The organism is Paenibacillus sp. FSL P2-0121, from assembly GCF_037975345.1.
In the GTDB taxonomy this organism is placed as follows: Bacteria; Bacillota; Bacilli; order Paenibacillales; family Paenibacillaceae; genus Paenibacillus_AQ; species Paenibacillus_AQ odorifer.
Map to the genome: position 1 here is coordinate 366,149 of NZ_CP150245.1, position 15,702 is coordinate 381,850.

General features: G+C 44.7%; 16 protein-coding genes. 15 read left to right on the forward strand and 1 reads right to left on the reverse strand.

All coding sequences use genetic code 11. The annotated features are described in order from the left end of the window. The first annotated feature begins 20 nt into the window (after positions 1–20). The 3 genes from pulA (at position 21) to yfcE (ending at position 4,387) form a co-directional block, all read left to right on the forward strand. Positions 21–1,976 carry a type I pullulanase gene (gene pulA, locus MKY54_RS01625; RefSeq protein ID WP_339189204.1) on the forward strand — a complete coding sequence of 652 codons (1,956 nt, stop codon included), beginning with the start codon at positions 21–23 and terminating at the stop codon, positions 1,974–1,976. 249 nt (positions 1,977–2,225) lie between these two features. Next, positions 2,226–3,710 (forward strand): glutamate synthase subunit beta, encoded by a 1,485-nt coding sequence (locus tag MKY54_RS01630; RefSeq protein WP_312151571.1) that lies wholly within the window; start codon positions 2,226–2,228, stop codon positions 3,708–3,710. Between the two features lie 125 nt (positions 3,711–3,835). After that, on the forward strand, positions 3,836–4,387 hold the full coding sequence (gene yfcE / locus MKY54_RS01635) for a phosphodiesterase (protein ID WP_339189206.1): 552 nt from the start codon (positions 3,836–3,838) through the stop codon (positions 4,385–4,387). Between the two features lie 10 nt (positions 4,388–4,397). On the opposite strand, the gene MKY54_RS01640 is transcribed toward yfcE, so the two are convergent. Then, positions 4,398–4,697, reverse strand: a complete 300-nt coding sequence (locus MKY54_RS01640; protein WP_339189208.1) for a hypothetical protein — start codon at positions 4,695–4,697, stop codon at positions 4,398–4,400. A gap of 300 nt (positions 4,698–4,997) precedes the next feature. Between MKY54_RS01640 and MKY54_RS01645 the strand changes: the two genes are divergently transcribed. The 12 genes from MKY54_RS01645 to MKY54_RS01700 all read left to right on the forward strand — a co-directional run bounded on the left by MKY54_RS01645 (position 4,998) and on the right by MKY54_RS01700 (position 15,661). Continuing rightward, the gene (locus tag MKY54_RS01645) at positions 4,998–6,026 is read left to right on the forward strand and encodes an agmatine deiminase family protein (protein ID WP_076220272.1); all 1,029 of its coding nucleotides are present in this window, start codon (positions 4,998–5,000) and stop codon (positions 6,024–6,026) included. A gap of 53 nt (positions 6,027–6,079) precedes the next feature. Next, the gene (gene aguB, locus MKY54_RS01650; protein WP_076124702.1) at positions 6,080–6,955 is read left to right on the forward strand and encodes an N-carbamoylputrescine amidase; all 876 of its coding nucleotides are present in this window, start codon (positions 6,080–6,082) and stop codon (positions 6,953–6,955) included. 229 nt (positions 6,956–7,184) lie between these two features. Next, a complete protein-coding gene (locus tag MKY54_RS01655; protein ID WP_339189211.1) occupies positions 7,185–8,000 on the forward strand; it encodes a transporter substrate-binding domain-containing protein in 816 nt (271 codons plus the stop codon). 93 nt (positions 8,001–8,093) lie between these two features. Then, positions 8,094–8,744: an amino acid ABC transporter permease gene (locus tag MKY54_RS01660; protein WP_076124698.1), complete on the forward strand. Its 651-nt coding sequence runs from the start codon at positions 8,094–8,096 to the stop codon at positions 8,742–8,744. Positions 8,745–8,754: 10 nt separating this feature from the next. Next, positions 8,755–9,477, forward strand: coding sequence for an amino acid ABC transporter ATP-binding protein (locus tag MKY54_RS01665; protein WP_076282402.1), 723 nt, complete (start codon positions 8,755–8,757; stop codon positions 9,475–9,477). A gap of 156 nt (positions 9,478–9,633) precedes the next feature. Next, a complete protein-coding gene (locus tag MKY54_RS01670) occupies positions 9,634–10,080 on the forward strand; it encodes a tellurite resistance TerB family protein (RefSeq protein ID WP_076185595.1) in 447 nt (148 codons plus the stop codon). Positions 10,081–10,204: 124 nt separating this feature from the next. Further along, positions 10,205–10,801 carry a TerD family protein gene (locus tag MKY54_RS01675; RefSeq protein WP_076124695.1) on the forward strand — a complete coding sequence of 199 codons (597 nt, stop codon included), beginning with the start codon at positions 10,205–10,207 and terminating at the stop codon, positions 10,799–10,801. Between the two features lie 29 nt (positions 10,802–10,830). Then, positions 10,831–11,406, forward strand: a complete 576-nt coding sequence (locus MKY54_RS01680) for a TerD family protein (RefSeq protein WP_036687420.1) — start codon at positions 10,831–10,833, stop codon at positions 11,404–11,406. A 57-nt stretch (positions 11,407–11,463) separates the two neighbouring features. Beyond that, complete coding sequence (locus tag MKY54_RS01685; RefSeq protein ID WP_036687422.1) at positions 11,464–12,045, forward strand: TerD family protein; 582 nt, start codon at positions 11,464–11,466, stop codon at positions 12,043–12,045. Positions 12,046–12,178: 133 nt separating this feature from the next. Continuing rightward, on the forward strand, positions 12,179–13,459 hold the full coding sequence (locus MKY54_RS01690) for a TerD family protein (RefSeq protein WP_339189215.1): 1,281 nt from the start codon (positions 12,179–12,181) through the stop codon (positions 13,457–13,459). A 27-nt stretch (positions 13,460–13,486) separates the two neighbouring features. Continuing rightward, complete coding sequence (locus MKY54_RS01695; protein ID WP_036687425.1) at positions 13,487–14,227, forward strand: TerC family protein; 741 nt, start codon at positions 13,487–13,489, stop codon at positions 14,225–14,227. A 225-nt stretch (positions 14,228–14,452) separates the two neighbouring features. Continuing rightward, positions 14,453–15,661, forward strand: coding sequence for an HpcH/HpaI aldolase/citrate lyase family protein (locus MKY54_RS01700; RefSeq protein WP_232061116.1), 1,209 nt, complete (start codon positions 14,453–14,455; stop codon positions 15,659–15,661). Positions 15,662–15,702 lie beyond the last annotated feature (41 nt).

Genomic DNA, 15,702 nt, shown 5'->3' on the forward strand with positions numbered 1-15,702 from the left:
TGGAAAAGGGGATAGGTGCTTTGTCCGTACAAAGGGAAATGAAGGAACCCATTTATTATGGGGATCCTGCGGCTACTAGAGGGATTTCCGTGTTTGCTCAGGAGTTTGATCAGTTATTCAGCTATGATGGGGACGATCTTGGCCTAACGTACTCACCGGGGAGTTCAGCTTTTTGTTTATGGGCGCCCACCGCTCAAGAAGCGGAGCTGGTACTCTATAATTCATGGCAGGGAGCAGCAGAGTGTAAGTATTCTATGATCCGTGATGTCCGGGGAACGTGGAGAATTACAGTTGACGGTGATTTAGATGGCAAGTTCTATACCTACCGAGTACGTCTTGGAGAACAGTGGAATGAGGCGGTTGATCCTTATGCACGTGCTGTAGGAGTGAACGGTGATAGGGGAGCTATTTTAGATTTACGCAAAACAGATCCGGAACGGTGGACGGAAGATAAGCCACCCTTGGATGATCCTGTGGATGCCATCATTTATGAGCTTCATTTGCGAGACTTATCCATTCATCCAGCAAGCGGTATGACCCATAAAGGACAATATCTTGCTTTGGCGGAAGAAGGAACCCGCGGACCGGAGGGTATTCTCACTGGACTCGATCATATCGCGAACCTCGGTGTAACCCATGTGCAGCTATTACCTGTCTATGATTATTCTACAGAGAGTGTAGATGAGACGAGGCTGGATGAACCGCATTATAACTGGGGTTATGATCCGAAGAATTATAATGTGCCAGAAGGCTCCTATGCTACAGATCCATATGTGCCTGGACTGCGTATCCGGGAACTAAAAACAATGATTCAAGCACTTCATGATCGGGGTCTCCGCGTCATTATGGATGTGGTTTACAACCATGTGTACGATGGCTATCGTGTGAATTTCACCAAGCTGGTTCCCGGCTATTATTTGCGTTACAAGCAAGACGGAAGCCTGTCGGATGGCTCTGGCTGCGGGAATGACGTGGCTTCAGAACGCTTGATGATGTCCAGCTTCATCGTGGAATCCGTAGTTTATTGGGCCAAAGAATACCATATCGATGGTTTTCGTTTTGACCTGATGGGCTTGATTGACCTCGCCACGATGGAGGAAATCCGGCGTCGTCTGGATGGGATTGACCCGTCCATCATGACGATTGGTGAAGGTTGGATGATGGGGACGGAGTTGCCGATGGAGCGGCTCGCTCATCAGAAGAATGCTGCGCTTCTGCCGGGAATCGGACATTTTAATGATGATTTCCGGGATGCCATTAAAGGGAATATTTTTCTGCATGATCAACCGGGTTTCATCAGCGGAATGATGGGACTGGAGCTTGCGATAAAGGCAGGGGTCGCGGGAGGCATTGCTTATGCCCCAGGCATTGGACAATTTGCCGTGGAGCCTCAGCAAACCGTCAATTATGTGGAATGTCATGATAATCATACGTTATGGGATAAAATATTACTGTCCACACAAGGGCAGACGGACAAACAGCGTCAATCTATGCATAGGTTAGCTTCTGCGATAGTGTTCATGAGTCAGGGAATCCCCTTTGTCCATGCGGGTCAGGAATTTATGCGCACGAAAAACGGGATAGAGAACAGCTATAAATCCTCGGTGAAGATCAACCAATTGGATTGGGAACTGTGCGCTGCTCATCAAGATGATGTGGTTTATCTGAAGCAGCTAATTGCCTTGCGTAAAGCACATCCGGCTTTCCGTATGCGAACGGCAGATGAGATTCGGAATCATCTAGTATTTGAAAAAGCACCGGTAAGTTCGGTAGCGTATACATTGCGTGGCCATGCTGGAGGCGATGCGGTGAAGCATATCTATGTGCTTTTTAATGCTAATGTAGAACAGACGACTTTGGTTCTGCCACAGCTTGGTGCATGGAAAACAGTTTTTGGAGCCGATCTTGCGCAGAATCTGACGGGTAATAAGCTAACTGTAAGCGGGATTGGAATGGTAGTGCTGACGGTGGACTAGATGTTTTTTTACAGATAATTCTTCAAAAGCATGCAGTGTATTGTGCTCAATGAGTGCAGTACTCCGCGTGCTTTTTTGTGTGGAACTTTCTTTTGAATGGATGCTCTTATTTTACATAAAAAGGTGACATTACTCATTTTCGTTAAAGATCTAGGATGCTAATATTAAGGCATTTACTTTGGCGCTTTAGAGTGGCATAACAGCAGAAAGTGACAGAGAGTACTTTTCTTTGGTGAGAGGATGAAAGAGATGGGGAAAGCAACCGGATTTTTAGAGTTTGAACGACAGACACCCTCCGAGTGTGAGGCATTGGAGCGAATTAAGAATTGGAATGAATTCTCGATACCTATGGATGAAGAAAAGCTGCGCGAGCAAGGGGCGCGTTGTATGGATTGCGGTACGCCATTTTGTCATGTAGGACGTCTGTTGTCTGGTATGGCTTCCGGCTGCCCTTTGCACAACTTGATTCCTGAATGGAACGATATGGTCTATCGTGGAAATTGGGAGATAGCGCTGAAACGTCTGCATAAGACTAACAACTTTCCTGAATTTACAGGCCGTGTCTGTCCCGCTCCTTGCGAAGGCTCTTGTACGGTAGGGATGAATGGCAAACCTGTCACCATTAAATCTATTGAGAAGTCGATTGTAGATAGAGGTTTTGCAGAAGGCTGGATTGTGCCTGAGCCGCCGCTTCATCGCACGGGTAAAAAGGTAGCTGTAGTGGGTTCAGGTCCGGCAGGGCTTGCCTGTGCGGCACAGCTTAATAAGGCAGGACATACGGTGACTGTGTATGAACGGGCGGACCGGATTGGCGGTCTGCTTACCTATGGTATTCCCAACATGAAGCTGGATAAAAAGACTGTACAGCGCCGGGTGGATCTGCTTGCAGCTGAGGGCATTACCTTCGTAACTCGAACAGAGATCGGCCGAGATCTCCCAGCATCACAGCTCAAGGCAGAGCATGATGCTGTAGTACTGTGTGGTGGATCTACACAGGCACGTGATCTGCTGATAGAAGGACGCGATTTGCGTGGGATTCATCAAGCTATGGAGTTTTTAACGCTGAATACAAAGAGCCTACTGGATTCAGGGCTTGCCGATGGGGAATATTTATCAGCAGCAGGTAAGGATGTAGTTGTAATCGGCGGTGGGGATACTGGAACAGACTGTGTAGCCACTTCGATCCGTCACGGCTGCCGCAGTGTGACTCAGCTTGAGATTATGCCACAGGCGCCGCTGACACGTCAGTCTAACAATCCTTGGCCGGAATGGCCAAAGGTGCTTAAAGTGGACTATGGTCAGCAGGAGGCCGCTTCACTGTATCAAGAAGATCCGCGCCGTTATCTGGTTTCGACGAAACGGTTTGTCGGCGATGAGTGTGGGCAAGTGCAGGAGCTGCGTACAGTGCGCATTGAATGGACTCATAATGAACAGGGACGAATGGTACCGGTCGAAGTGCCGGGCAGTGAGGAGACCCTGCAAGCGCAGCTGGTATTACTGGCTTTGGGATTCACAGGACCCGAAGAAACTATACTGGGCGAGCTTGGGGTGAAACGCGATGAGCGGGGGAACGCCAAAGCAGAGTTCGGAGCACAAGTAACCAATGTAGAAGGTGTGTTCACAGCAGGCGATATGCGGCGCGGGCAAAGCCTTGTAGTCTGGGCTATTGACGAAGGGCGTCAGACTGCGCGCGAAGTAGACCGCTTTTTGATGGGATCCTCGAATTTACCGTGAGTGTTAAGATATAGCGAACAGGGCGTTCCTTTGGGGACGTCCGCTTTGCGTTGTGGTATGTTCAAGGTTAAGATTATTGTCTAAGCGCATATTTAATTAAGTTAAGTTGAAAAGGAGAATACATGATGAAGTTAATGTTTATTTCCGACATTCACGGATCTTTATTTTGGCTGGAACGGGCTTTGGAAAAGGTGGAAGAAGAGCAGCCGGACAGTCTTATTATTCTAGGAGACTTTTTATATCATGGTCCAAGAAATCCGCTGCCGAAGGACTATAACCCACAAGAGGTTGCTAATAAGCTTAATGCATATAACAAAAACAAGCCGATAACCGCAGTACGTGGAAACTGTGACGCCGAGGTAGACCAAATGCTGCTGGAATTCCCGATGATGGGCGATTATGTAATGCTTTTGCACGAAGGCAGACGGATTTACGCTACACATGGTCATGGCTTTAGCATTGAGCATTTGCCGGCGCTTTCCGAGAAGGATATTTTTATTCAGGGACATACCCATATACCAGTTGCCGATGTAAAAGAGGGAGTGTATGTACTGAATCCCGGCTCCATATCGCTGCCTAAAGAGAATAATCCGAATTCCTATGCTATTCTAGAGGGCGGGCAATTTATCGTTAAGGATTTTGAAGGCAATGTGGTAAAAAAGATTACCGTATGGTGAGAGATATCGTTTAAAGGAACTCCTGAAGATTGAGAGATTGAATAAGGGAGACAACGCCGAAAGACAACATTACCAATCCGGACAGTTTGTTGAACATGAGCTGTTTCGAACGCCCTGACATTATGTTGATTCTGAACAAAGCGGTGCTCCCTGTCAAACCCATCCACCATAATGCGGAACCCAGAAAGACGCCGCTAACTAGAAACGACATATTGGAGCTGCTATGAGACAGAAGGACGCCAGATGCCGAACTGGTCATGCGGCCGTTGCTTTTCAGTAATTCCAAGATTTGAAGATCGATGTCATCCATTGCAACCCACTCCTTTAAGCTAATTATATAAAATCCATTAGAAATGAAAATGGAATCACTAAAATAAGTAAAATTATTAAATGATATCCTGATTTATATTAAAATAATTAAATTTAGCTTCGTTGTTACGGATGAAAACTTAAATTTTTTAACTGTAAAATGGGGGCTGCGAACAAAAAAATTCCTTCCAACATTATTAATGTCCCAGGGAATTGAGCACTAGAACATATTATTGTATGATGAGGAAGGAGTTTTAAGGGTAGGACTGGCTCCAAATATATTAGTAAAGGTAGTTAACACATGAATCCTAAAGATTTGAACTATACAATGCCACCGGAATGGGGCAAGCATGAACGTACTTTTATCTCCTGGCCGGTGCAGGAATCTATGTGTTTCCCGGATAACCACGAGTCAGTGTGCCAAGGTTATGCTGACATTATCACAGCCATCGCCGAGTTTGAACCAATCACGGTCATTGTGAACCCGGAGGATGTGGAGCGGGTAGAGCATTTGGTCGGCGGACCGAATGTAACGCTGCTGCCTATTGCGCATAGCGATGCTTGGCTGCGTGATAACGGACCTACCTTTATTGTTAATAAAGAAGGACAAATGGCAGGTGTGAACTGGAAGTTTAATGCTTGGGGCGGTAAATATTCACCTTGGGATCTGGATGACGAAGTGGCTCCGAAGATTCTGGAGCATGCGCAGATCACCCGTTTTGATGCACCGCTTGTGATGGAGGGTGGCTCGATTCATACGGATGGAGAAGGCACTTTGCTTACTACAGAAGAGTGTCTGCTTAACCTAAACCGCAACCCGGAGCTGAAGCGCGAAGAGATCGAAGAGTACGTGCGGAACTATACAGGTACAGAAGCTATTATCTGGCTGAGACGTGGCCTTAGTGGCGATGAAACCGATGGTCATGTCGATAATATTGCTTGTTTTGCTGCACCAGGCAAAGTTATTATCCAGGTCTGTGAGGACCCGCAGGATGAGAACTATGAGATTACGCAAGAGAATCTGCGTATTCTGGAGAACGCTACAGATGCCAAAGGGCGTAAGCTGGAGATTATCAAGATTCAGCAGCCACCACGGGTCGATCATGACGGCAGTCGTCTGACGCTCAGTTATTTGAACTTTTATTTCGTGAACGGCGGAATTATCTTGCCTGTGTTTGGGGGTACCGCGACAGAAACGGATACACTTGCTGAGAAAGTACTGGCTGGTTTGTTCCCGGATCGCAAGATTCGTACAGTTAACGGAATGGCCGTTATCACCGAAGGCGGAAATGTCCACTGCACTACGCAGCAAATGCCTGCACAGCTATAATTGAAGGAAACTAGACGTCCAAAGGGACATTTATATACAAGGAGGACAGATACTTGAGAAATGTAAAAGTAGCTGCGACACAAATGAGTTGTTCCAGCAATATTGAGGAGAATATCAGCAAAGCCGAGACATTGGTCAGAGAAGCGGCAGCACAGGGTGCGCAAATTATTTTGCTCCAGGAGCTGTTTGAGACCCCGTATTTCTGTCAAAAAGAGAAAGCTGATTATTACGCATACGCAACAGAGCTTGAGCATAACAAGGCGATTAATCATTTCAAAGCAGTAGCCAAGGAGCTGCAAGTGGTACTGCCGATTAGTTTTTATGAGAAAAAGAATTACGCGCGTTACAACTCACTTGCTGTAATTGATGCTGATGGAACGGTGCTGGGCAAATACCGCAAGAGTCATATTCCAGATGGCCCAGGTTATGAAGAGAAGTTCTACTTTAATCCGGGAGATACTGGCTTTAAGGTATGGAACACTCGTTATGCCAAGATTGGTGTAGGCATCTGCTGGGATCAATGGTATCCAGAGGCGGCTAGAGTAATGAGCCTGATGGGAGCAGAAATTCTGTTCTATCCAACGGCTATTGGGTCTGAACCGCAGGATGGATCGATCGATTCCAAGGATCATTGGCAGACCTGTATGCTTGGACATGCAGCTGCGAATCTTATTCCAGTCGTGGCTTCCAACCGTATTGGTGAGGAAATTGATGAGGATTCGAGCATTAATTTCTACGGTTCATCGTTCATTGCAGGTCCTCAGGGCAATAAAATCGTTGAGGCTGGACGTGAGGAGCAAACCGTGCTGGTAAGCGAATTCGATCTGGATGCTTTGGAAGTTGGCCGGATCGAGTGGGGAATCTTCCGTGACCGCCGGCCGGATCTGTATAAATTGATCGGTTCTTATGATGGAGATATCACACTTTAATAGGTTTAAAGTTAAATATGCTAAAGGCATTGCTAGAGAGAATAGAATCTCTGGCAGTGCCTTTTTCTGTTTGATGGTATTTTTTTTGAGAGTGATGTACGCATAAAATGTATAAAATAATAATATTGTGTTATATAACCTTACATTGTTTAGAAAAGTTAATTGTCATGAATCCTTTAATCTGTTAAAATCTCTTTAAGTTATTTCCAAAAATAGGGGGAGTGGGGATATGAAAATAAAAAGTCGTGTTTTAATGTCAGCTTTTATATCATTTGTGGTGGTTGCATTGGTAGGTTGTGGAGCAAATAACAGTAAAGCTGGTAACGAATCCTCAGCGGAGAAAATTAAGTTTGCCAGTGATGCCAGCTACGCTCCTATGGAGTATATGGACACGGATAAAATCAAAGGATTCGACATCGATTTCATTAAGGCAGTTATGGAAGAAGCGGGAATAGACTATGGCGTAACGAACACAGGCTGGGAAACGATGCTGCAAAGTGTGAAGCAGGGAACGGAGTATCAAGCAGGGCTATCTTCAGTATCGATTACGGATGAACGTAAAGAAACCTATGACTATTCCATCCCTTATTTCGAATCTACCAATATGATTATGGTTAAAGAAGGCAGCGACATCAAAAACGCACTTGACCTTAAAGATAAAGTAGTTGCAATACAAGGGGCCACAACTGCAGATGACCTGATGAGCGGAATAATGGGTGTCGACAACCCTAACTTGAAACGTTTTGACAGCAATGCGGTGGCATTGATGGAACTGAATGGCGGCGGAGCCGATGCGGTTGTAGCGGATATTGCTATTGTACGTGAGTACATGAAAAACAATCCTAAGCAGAAGCTGGTGGGGATTGTAGACACAGAGAACTTCGGAGCGGAATATTACGGCATTCTTTACCCTAAGGGCAGTGAGTTAAAAGCGAAACTGGATCCGGCTATTAAGAAGGTATTGGAAAACGGAAAGTACACGGAAATCTACAAAACTTGGTTCGGCGAAGAACCTAACCTGGATAGCTTATTGAACGCAAAATAAGGAAAAAACCTAATAAGCATGCGTAATGATAGCTATTGCGCATGCTTATTTTTTTAAAGAGAGATGACATAAAGAAGAGAAGGGGAGAGTCCTATGGATTTTAGAATGGACATTATCATTCATTATTTGCCCGTCCTTTTAAAAGGGACACTGCTGACTATTGGTATTTCTGTAGTTTCTATTTTATTTGGCTCTATTTTGGGACTGGGGATCGGATTTGGCAAAATGGCCCCAAAATGGTATTTGCGCTGGCCTTTTCATTCATATATCAATTTTTTTCGAGGAACACCACTGTATGTGCAGATTCTGATTGTTCACTTTGGAGTGATTCCCCCGCTTTACGGCAAAACCAATGCTCTAATTACTGCGTTTGTTGCTCTGTCGCTTAATTCGGCTGCTTATTCGGCTGAGATTTTTCGGGCAGGCATTCAGTCGGTTGATCGTGGGCAACGGGAAGCGGCTATTTCACTGGGGATGACTAGTCGGCAAGCGATGAGATTTATTATTTTACCGCAAGCGATCAAACGGATGGTTCCGGCTTTTGGTAACGAGTTTATTGTGCTTGTGAAAGACTCCTCTCTTCTGGCTTTGGTGGCTGCACCGGAAATAATGTATTGGACCAACACGATGAAAGGGCAATATTTGCGGATATGGGAGCCTTATTTGACAGCGGCACTTATTTATTTCATTCTTACCTATTCTCTTAGCAAGCTGCTGAATTACGTTGAACGGAGGCTGAAATAGGATGGAGCCTATGATTTCAGTACGGAACTTACATAAATCATTTGGAACAAATACGGTGCTGGCCGACATAAGTATCGATATTTTCAGTCAAGAGGTAGTGGTGATTATTGGACCGTCCGGATCGGGTAAATCCACCTTTTTGCGTTGCCTTAATTTACTGGAGCAGCCGCAGGCCGGCGAGATTGTAATTGAAGGCACTTCTTTGATGGCGGCGAGTACGAAGATTAACGATATCCGTACAGAGCTTGGGATGGTGTTTCAGCAGTTTAATCTATTTCCTCATATGAGGGTTATAGAAAACATTATGCTGGCGCCGGTTCAGGTGCGTAAATGGTCTCCGGATAAAGCGCGGCAAAAAGCGCTGGAGCTGCTGCGAAAAGTAGGTCTAAGTGAAAAAGCAGAGATGTATCCAGCCTCATTGTCTGGGGGTCAGGCTCAGCGGGTAGCGATTGCAAGGGCGCTGGCTATGGAGCCCCAAATTATGCTCTTTGACGAACCAACCTCAGCGCTTGACCCGGAGATGGTGGGGGAAGTGCTGGCGGTGATGAAGGAACTGGCCCGTGAGGGGATGACGATGGTCGTGGTGACACATGAAATGGGCTTTGCGCGTGAGGTGGGGGATCGGGTGCTGTTCATGGAACAAGGTGAGATTGTGGAAGAAGGAAGTCCGGAGCAGCTGTTCGGAAATCCTATGCAAGAACGGACACGATCCTTTCTATCAAAGGTGCTGTAATTTAGTGGAAAGTAGAATCTTGTTATTTTATCAGGTATATTAGAAGAGTAACGGTTAATTCAGGGATTTATATGCAAAATCTGTCGGAACGTGGAGAGGAGGCTCTGGGGATATCTTTTGTTATCATAATCTTGCAGTGATAGAGGGAGAAATACGATGAGCACATTTAAAAACTGGTTAAACACAACCAAAAACGGACTAACAGATCAAGTGAAAAAATTCAAAAATAAAGACTTCATGAACGCGATAGTTGCAGGCTGCGCTTTGGTTGCTGCGGCTGACGGTAAAATAGAAGATGCAGAGAAGAATAAAATGGTCGGCTATATAAATCTAAGTAATGAATTGAAGGTATTTGACATGAGAGATGTCATTGCTCAATTCAACCATTATGTTAGTAACTTCGAGTTCTCTCCGGAAATAGGGAAACAAGAGGCTTTGAAAGCGATCGCTAAGTTTAGCGGCAAACCAGAAGCGGGCCGTCTGATCGTGGGCGTATGCTCGGCAATTGGATCAGCTGATGGTGATTTTGATGATTATGAAAAAGCAGTTGTGCGGAATATTTGTGGTGTCTTAGGATTAAACCCTAGCGAATTCAGTTTATAAATTAGGTGAAGTCATAGATAAAAGTTCGTTGAAACGTAATTTATTCTTTATCGTATCACTGATATAACACCTAAAAGCTAGACTAACAGATAATGATTTTTATCGGAAACGGAGGTACGTTGATTTGGCTGGAATTAATCTGGTAAAAGGTCAAAAGATTGATTTGACTAAAGGTAATGCGGGCTTGTCCAATGTAATTGTGGGCTTAGGCTGGGATCCAATTGAAGCCTCGCGGGGATTCTTTGGAGTCAAGAAACAGGCGAATGTCGACTGTGATGCCTCAGCACTGCTATTAAATGAGGATGGTAAGCTAACTAAGAAGGGTAACCTGATCTGCTTCCACAACAAGCAAAGTCCTTGCAACTCGGTCATTCATTCCGGAGATAATCTGACGGGTGAAGGCGACGGAGATGACGAGCAAATCATGGTTAATTTGAAAGCCATTCCTGCCGATGTTCACAAGGTTCTGGTTGTCGTTAACATTTACGATGCGGTGAATCGCAAACAGGATTTTGGAATGATCAAATCAGCGTATATTCGGGTAATAAATGCTGCCGGGAATAGTGAATTGATTAAATTCAACTTGTCAGACAACTACACAGGTTTTACGGCACTTATTTGTGGAGAGCTTTACCGCCAAGGTGGAGAATGGAAGTTCGCTGCAATTGGTGAAGGCAGCCACGCCGCTCATATCAATCAACTTGCAGAACGCTACGTATAATCCAAATATAAGAAAAGAGGTATGTAATCATGGCAATTAATCTATCCAAAGGTCAAAAAATCGATTTAACGAAAACAAACCCAGGTCTATCCAAAATCACAGTAGGTCTTGGTTGGGACACTAATAAATATGACGGCGGAAAAGATTTCGATTTGGACGTATCCGTCTTTTTGACCAATGCTAGTGGTAAAGTTGATAAAGAAACCAACTTCATTTTCTTCAATAACAAGCAAAATGAGAATGCTTCTGTTGTTCATACCGGAGATAACCGTACAGGTGAAGGCGATGGTGATGATGAGCAGGTTCAAGTGGATCTTCAGAACATCCCTGCTGATGTAGACAAAGTAGCTTTTACTATTACAATTTATGATGCTGAAGCAAGAAGCCAAAACTTTGGACAAGTCTCCCGTTCCTACGTACGTATCGTAAACGATCTGAACAATGAAGAATTGATTCGTTTCGACCTAGGTGAGGATTTCTCTATTGAAACTGGTGTTGTTGTAGGCGAATTGTATCGTAACGGTGCAGAATGGAAGTTCAATGCTATCGGCAGTGGCTACAAAGACGGCTTGAGCGGTTTGACTCGCGACTACGGCCTGCAATAAATTTCATTCTGCATGCTAAAGATGAATTGAATTCATAAATGAAAGAAGGTTTTGTCAGTGACGATCAGTCTCTCTAAAGGACAACGGATTGATCTTACCAAGACTAATCCGGGTTTGACGAAGGTAGTAGTAGGATTGGGCTGGGATACTAATAAGTATAGCGGCGGCCAAGATTTTGACCTTGATGCCTCAGCCTTTTTACTGCATGAAGATGGTAAGGCCAAGGGCTCCGATGATTTTGTATTCTACAACAATCCTTCGGGTGGCGCAGGTTCCTTGACTCATACGGGGGATAACCGTACAGGTGAGGGTGACGGAGATGACGAGCAGATTGTTGTTGATTTCAGCAAAATCCCTGCTCATATTCAGCGCATCGGAATAACGGTAACGATCTATGATTATGAAACTCGGGCACAAAACTTTGGACAGGTTTCCAATGCTTTTGTACGTGTAGTAGATGCTTCTAATGATCGTGAAGTGCTTCGCTTCGATTTAGGTGAAGACTTTTCAACTGAAACAGCTGTTGTATTCTGTGAGTTCTACCGCAATGGTGCGGATTGGAAGTTCCAGGCGATTGGAAGTGGCTTTGCCGGCGGTCTAAGCGCTTTATGCAGAAACTATGGACTGGACGCGCAATAACATCCAAGTGGGCGGGGTCATTACCGATCCTGCCCTTTTTCTAAATATTTAGAGCAGTACAGACTCCACTTTGTGGGGTTCTTTTTTACAAAATTATTAGTTGGTTTACTCCATTTATAAAGGTGGCGTAAGAATGAGTGTTAACGTAGTCAAAGGGCAAAAAGCTGATCTGACCAAAGGCAATGCTGGACTTCATTCTATAATCGTAGAGATCGGCTGGAATGCTCCGGCTGCTCTGGAGATTGATAGCTCTGCTTTCCTGCTTGGATCAGAGGGTAAAGTAAGTAAAGACGAGGATTTAATATTTTATAATAATCCAGCCACATCTTATATTAGGTATAAGGATGTGCCAGGATTCAATGACCGCAAGCAATTCGAAGTTCAATTGGATAAGATTCCTTCCGATGTGATGAAGATTGCCTTTACGCTTACCATTTATGATGGGGAGAAAAGGGGTCAAAGTTTTGGGCAAGTTAGTCAGGCCTATTTTCGGATTCTCAATCAAGTGACAGGTGCGGAACTGCTCCGATGTGATCTCGACAATCTTTTCTCCGTGGAAACGGCCATTGTGGTAGGGGAATTATATAGATATAACAGTGAATGGAAGTTCAGTGCCATTGCAGCGGGGTTTGCCGGAGGTTTGAAAGAGATATGCAGCAACTTCGGTATTGAAGCGAATGAGGAGCCTGCTCCTGCTGCTCCACAGCCGGAGGTTAAGCCGCAGATTCCACCACAAATCTTCGCAACGCCGCCTGCGCAGCCAGTGAAACGTGAAGAAAGCTCTCCACCCACACCTCCGCCTTCGCCAATGAATCTCAACTTGAAGAAAATCGAGCTGAAGAAAAAAGGCGATTCCATCAATTTGAAAAAATCAGCCAGTGGTGATTTAGGGGAAGTGTTGATTAATCTCAACTGGAACCAGAAACAGGGCGGACTCTTTAGTCGTAAAAATGGCGTAGATCTAGATCTTGCTTGTCTGTATGAACTGAAGAATGGCAGTAAAGGAGTGGTACAAGCGTTGGGCAATGCCTTTGGCTCATTGAATCAACCTCCTTATGTCATGCTTGATGGGGATGATCGGACAGGCTCCGTAACTACTGGTGAGAATTTGCGTATAAATGGTATCAAAATTTCCGAGATTGAACGCATTCTAGTGTTTTCCTTTATTTATAAAGGGGTAACCAACTGGTCGGAGGCCGATGGGGTTGTCACCATCAAACAAGGCGGAGGACCTGATATCATTGTAAATTTGGACGAGCATAACAACCATAAAGGGATGTGTGCCATTGCGTTATTCCGGAATGTAAGCAATGAAACATTTAGTGTTGAACGGCTGGTGCAATATTACAGTGGTCATCGTGAGATGGATGAAGCCTATGGCTGGGGGCTGCGCTGGGTTGCGGGCAGCAAATAATCGATTTTACCGGAGGCGCAAAGTGTAATGGATTGGTTCGCAGATTTTTTTAGAAATATTAGTGAGAATTACGGGCATTTTTTCTCATGGAGTGATGTAGTAGGTACACTCTCTGATCCTGTGAGCTGGGGGATTATCGGGAGCTTAATTCTACTAGAAGGTTTGCTCTCTGCAGATAATGCACTTGTGCTTGCCGTTATGGTTAAGCATCTACCTAAGGAGCAGCAGAAAAAGGCGCTTTTCTACGGTATCTTAGGGGCTTATTTGTTCAGATTCCTGGCCATTGGACTAGGGACATTTCTTATTAAGTTTACTTTGGTTAAGGTTCTTGGTGCACTGTATCTCTTTTATATCGCATATAAAGGTTTATTTAAGGGCAGTGGCGAAGAGCATACGGAGAATAAAGGCACTTCTTTTTGGAAGACGGTTCTCCTTGTTGAATTAATGGATATTGCTTTCAGTATTGACAGTGTTATTGCAGCATTTGGACTTAGTGATCAGGTTTGGGTTCTCTTTATGGGTGGTATCTTAGGGGTTCTGATGATGCGCGGAGTGGCGCAGGTATTCTTGAAGCTTATTGATAAATTCCCTGAATTGGAACAGGCAGCTTTCCTGCTTATCGCCATTATTGCGGGTAAGATGCTAGCGGGTGCTTTTGGTTTTGAATTGCCGCATGTCGTATTCTTTACAATCCTTATAGCGGTATTCGTGGGTACGATCCTCTATAGTGCTAGACGTAAGAAAAAAGATGCCCATAAAAGTGCATGATTAAAAAAGTAATTGCACCATAGAGAAGTCGGAGCCGATCATGCAAGAATAGAAACGCCTGCTTCTTTCAGGTAATCGTATATGTTATAGCGTAGGCCTTCACTTATATTTGAGAGAGCCAAGATGCCATCCCCAAGGGAGAGTATTGCCGGTTCTGACACTCTCTATGAGGAGAGGTCTACGCTTGTTTTGCTTGGCTTCGCAAAACTATAAGGGGGAACCGATTTGAGATACTTCGATTACCTGACGAAAGAACAAGAAATCTCTTTGTTTTACACTCCGCCTATCTCATTTGATCATACCACGAACAAGGAACTGCTAGCCTACGCTGTCGGCGCTGCCCTCTATATGCCGGCTACCCGTGCAAGTGTTGCAGAAGACATCATTAAGCTCAAGAATGCAGGTCTAGTGACGGTTATTATAGATCTGGAGGACGCAATCGGAGATGACCAGGTTGACAATGCAGAGGAGTCTATTATCCAGCATCTTATTTACCTAGCTGCTTACGCAGAAAATGAGCTGGATTCATCGAACAGCCTCCCGCTTCTTTTTATACGAGTACGTAACCCGGACCAACTCCGGCAAATGATTTTCCGCTTGGGATCCTTGGTAACGATGTTAACAGGGTTTGTATTTCCTAAGTTCTCTGTGGACAATGGAATTCAATATTTTGAAACGTTAGCTGAGTACAACAATACGCGTGGTTATAATGATCCTGTGCTTTACGGGATGCCAATCTTGGAAACTGCACCTATTATTTATCGGGAAAGTCGAGTGGACAGTCTGCTATCTATCCGTGATTTACTCCGTAATTACCGTGAGCTTGTCCTAAACGTCAGAATTGGGGCAACGGATTTCTCCAGCCTGTTCGGACTGCGTCGCAGTCCTGATGTTAGTATTTATGATCTTACTCCTATCCGTGACTGTATCTCGGACATTATCAATGTGTTTGGGCGGGTTGAAGAGGGATATGTGATCTCAGGACCTGTCTGGGAGTATTTTGCGAATAAAGGTCATCGAGTTCTCCGGCCGCAGCTACGGCAGACGCCATTTGAGGATACTTACGGCAAAAACGGCCGTGATATGCGGAATAGCTATATCTCGAGCAGTGTGGATGGGCTAATTCGTGAGGTTATTTTGGATAAAGAGAATGGAATTGTGGGTAAGACGATTATCCATCCTTCTCATCTCAGACCTGTTCAGGCGATGTATACAGTGATGCATGAGGAATACGTCGACGCTTTAAGCATTGTAGAAAGTAATGATGGCAGTCTGGGCGTGTTTAAGAGTCAATATTTTAATAAAATGAACGAAATTAAGCCCCATCTGAATTGGGCAAGACGAATTTTACTACGATCTCAAATATACGGGGTGTTACATGAACAACAGCATTTTGTCGGATTATTACCCGAAAACGAATTTACGCACGTATAACATAGTCGAGAACCTGCAAGTGAATGTAACCGAAACCTTTA

Coding starts and splice junctions, on each gene's coding strand:
- MKY54_RS01630 (WP_312151571.1), top strand. CDS start 2,226: ATGGGGAAAGCAACCGGATTTTTAGAGTTTGAACGACAGACACCCTCC.
- yfcE (WP_339189206.1), top strand. CDS start 3,836: ATGAAGTTAATGTTTATTTCCGACATTCACGGATCTTTATTTTGGCTG.
- MKY54_RS01640 (WP_339189208.1), bottom strand. CDS start 4,697: ATGGATGACATCGATCTTCAAATCTTGGAATTACTGAAAAGCAACGGC.
- MKY54_RS01645 (WP_076220272.1), top strand. CDS start 4,998: ATGAATCCTAAAGATTTGAACTATACAATGCCACCGGAATGGGGCAAG.
- MKY54_RS01655 (WP_339189211.1), top strand. CDS start 7,185: ATGAAAATAAAAAGTCGTGTTTTAATGTCAGCTTTTATATCATTTGTG.
- MKY54_RS01660 (WP_076124698.1), top strand. CDS start 8,094: ATGGATTTTAGAATGGACATTATCATTCATTATTTGCCCGTCCTTTTA.
- MKY54_RS01665 (WP_076282402.1), top strand. CDS start 8,755: ATGATTTCAGTACGGAACTTACATAAATCATTTGGAACAAATACGGTG.
- MKY54_RS01670 (WP_076185595.1), top strand. CDS start 9,634: ATGAGCACATTTAAAAACTGGTTAAACACAACCAAAAACGGACTAACA.
- MKY54_RS01680 (WP_036687420.1), top strand. CDS start 10,831: ATGGCAATTAATCTATCCAAAGGTCAAAAAATCGATTTAACGAAAACA.
- MKY54_RS01690 (WP_339189215.1), top strand. CDS start 12,179: ATGAGTGTTAACGTAGTCAAAGGGCAAAAAGCTGATCTGACCAAAGGC.
- MKY54_RS01695 (WP_036687425.1), top strand. CDS start 13,487: ATGGATTGGTTCGCAGATTTTTTTAGAAATATTAGTGAGAATTACGGG.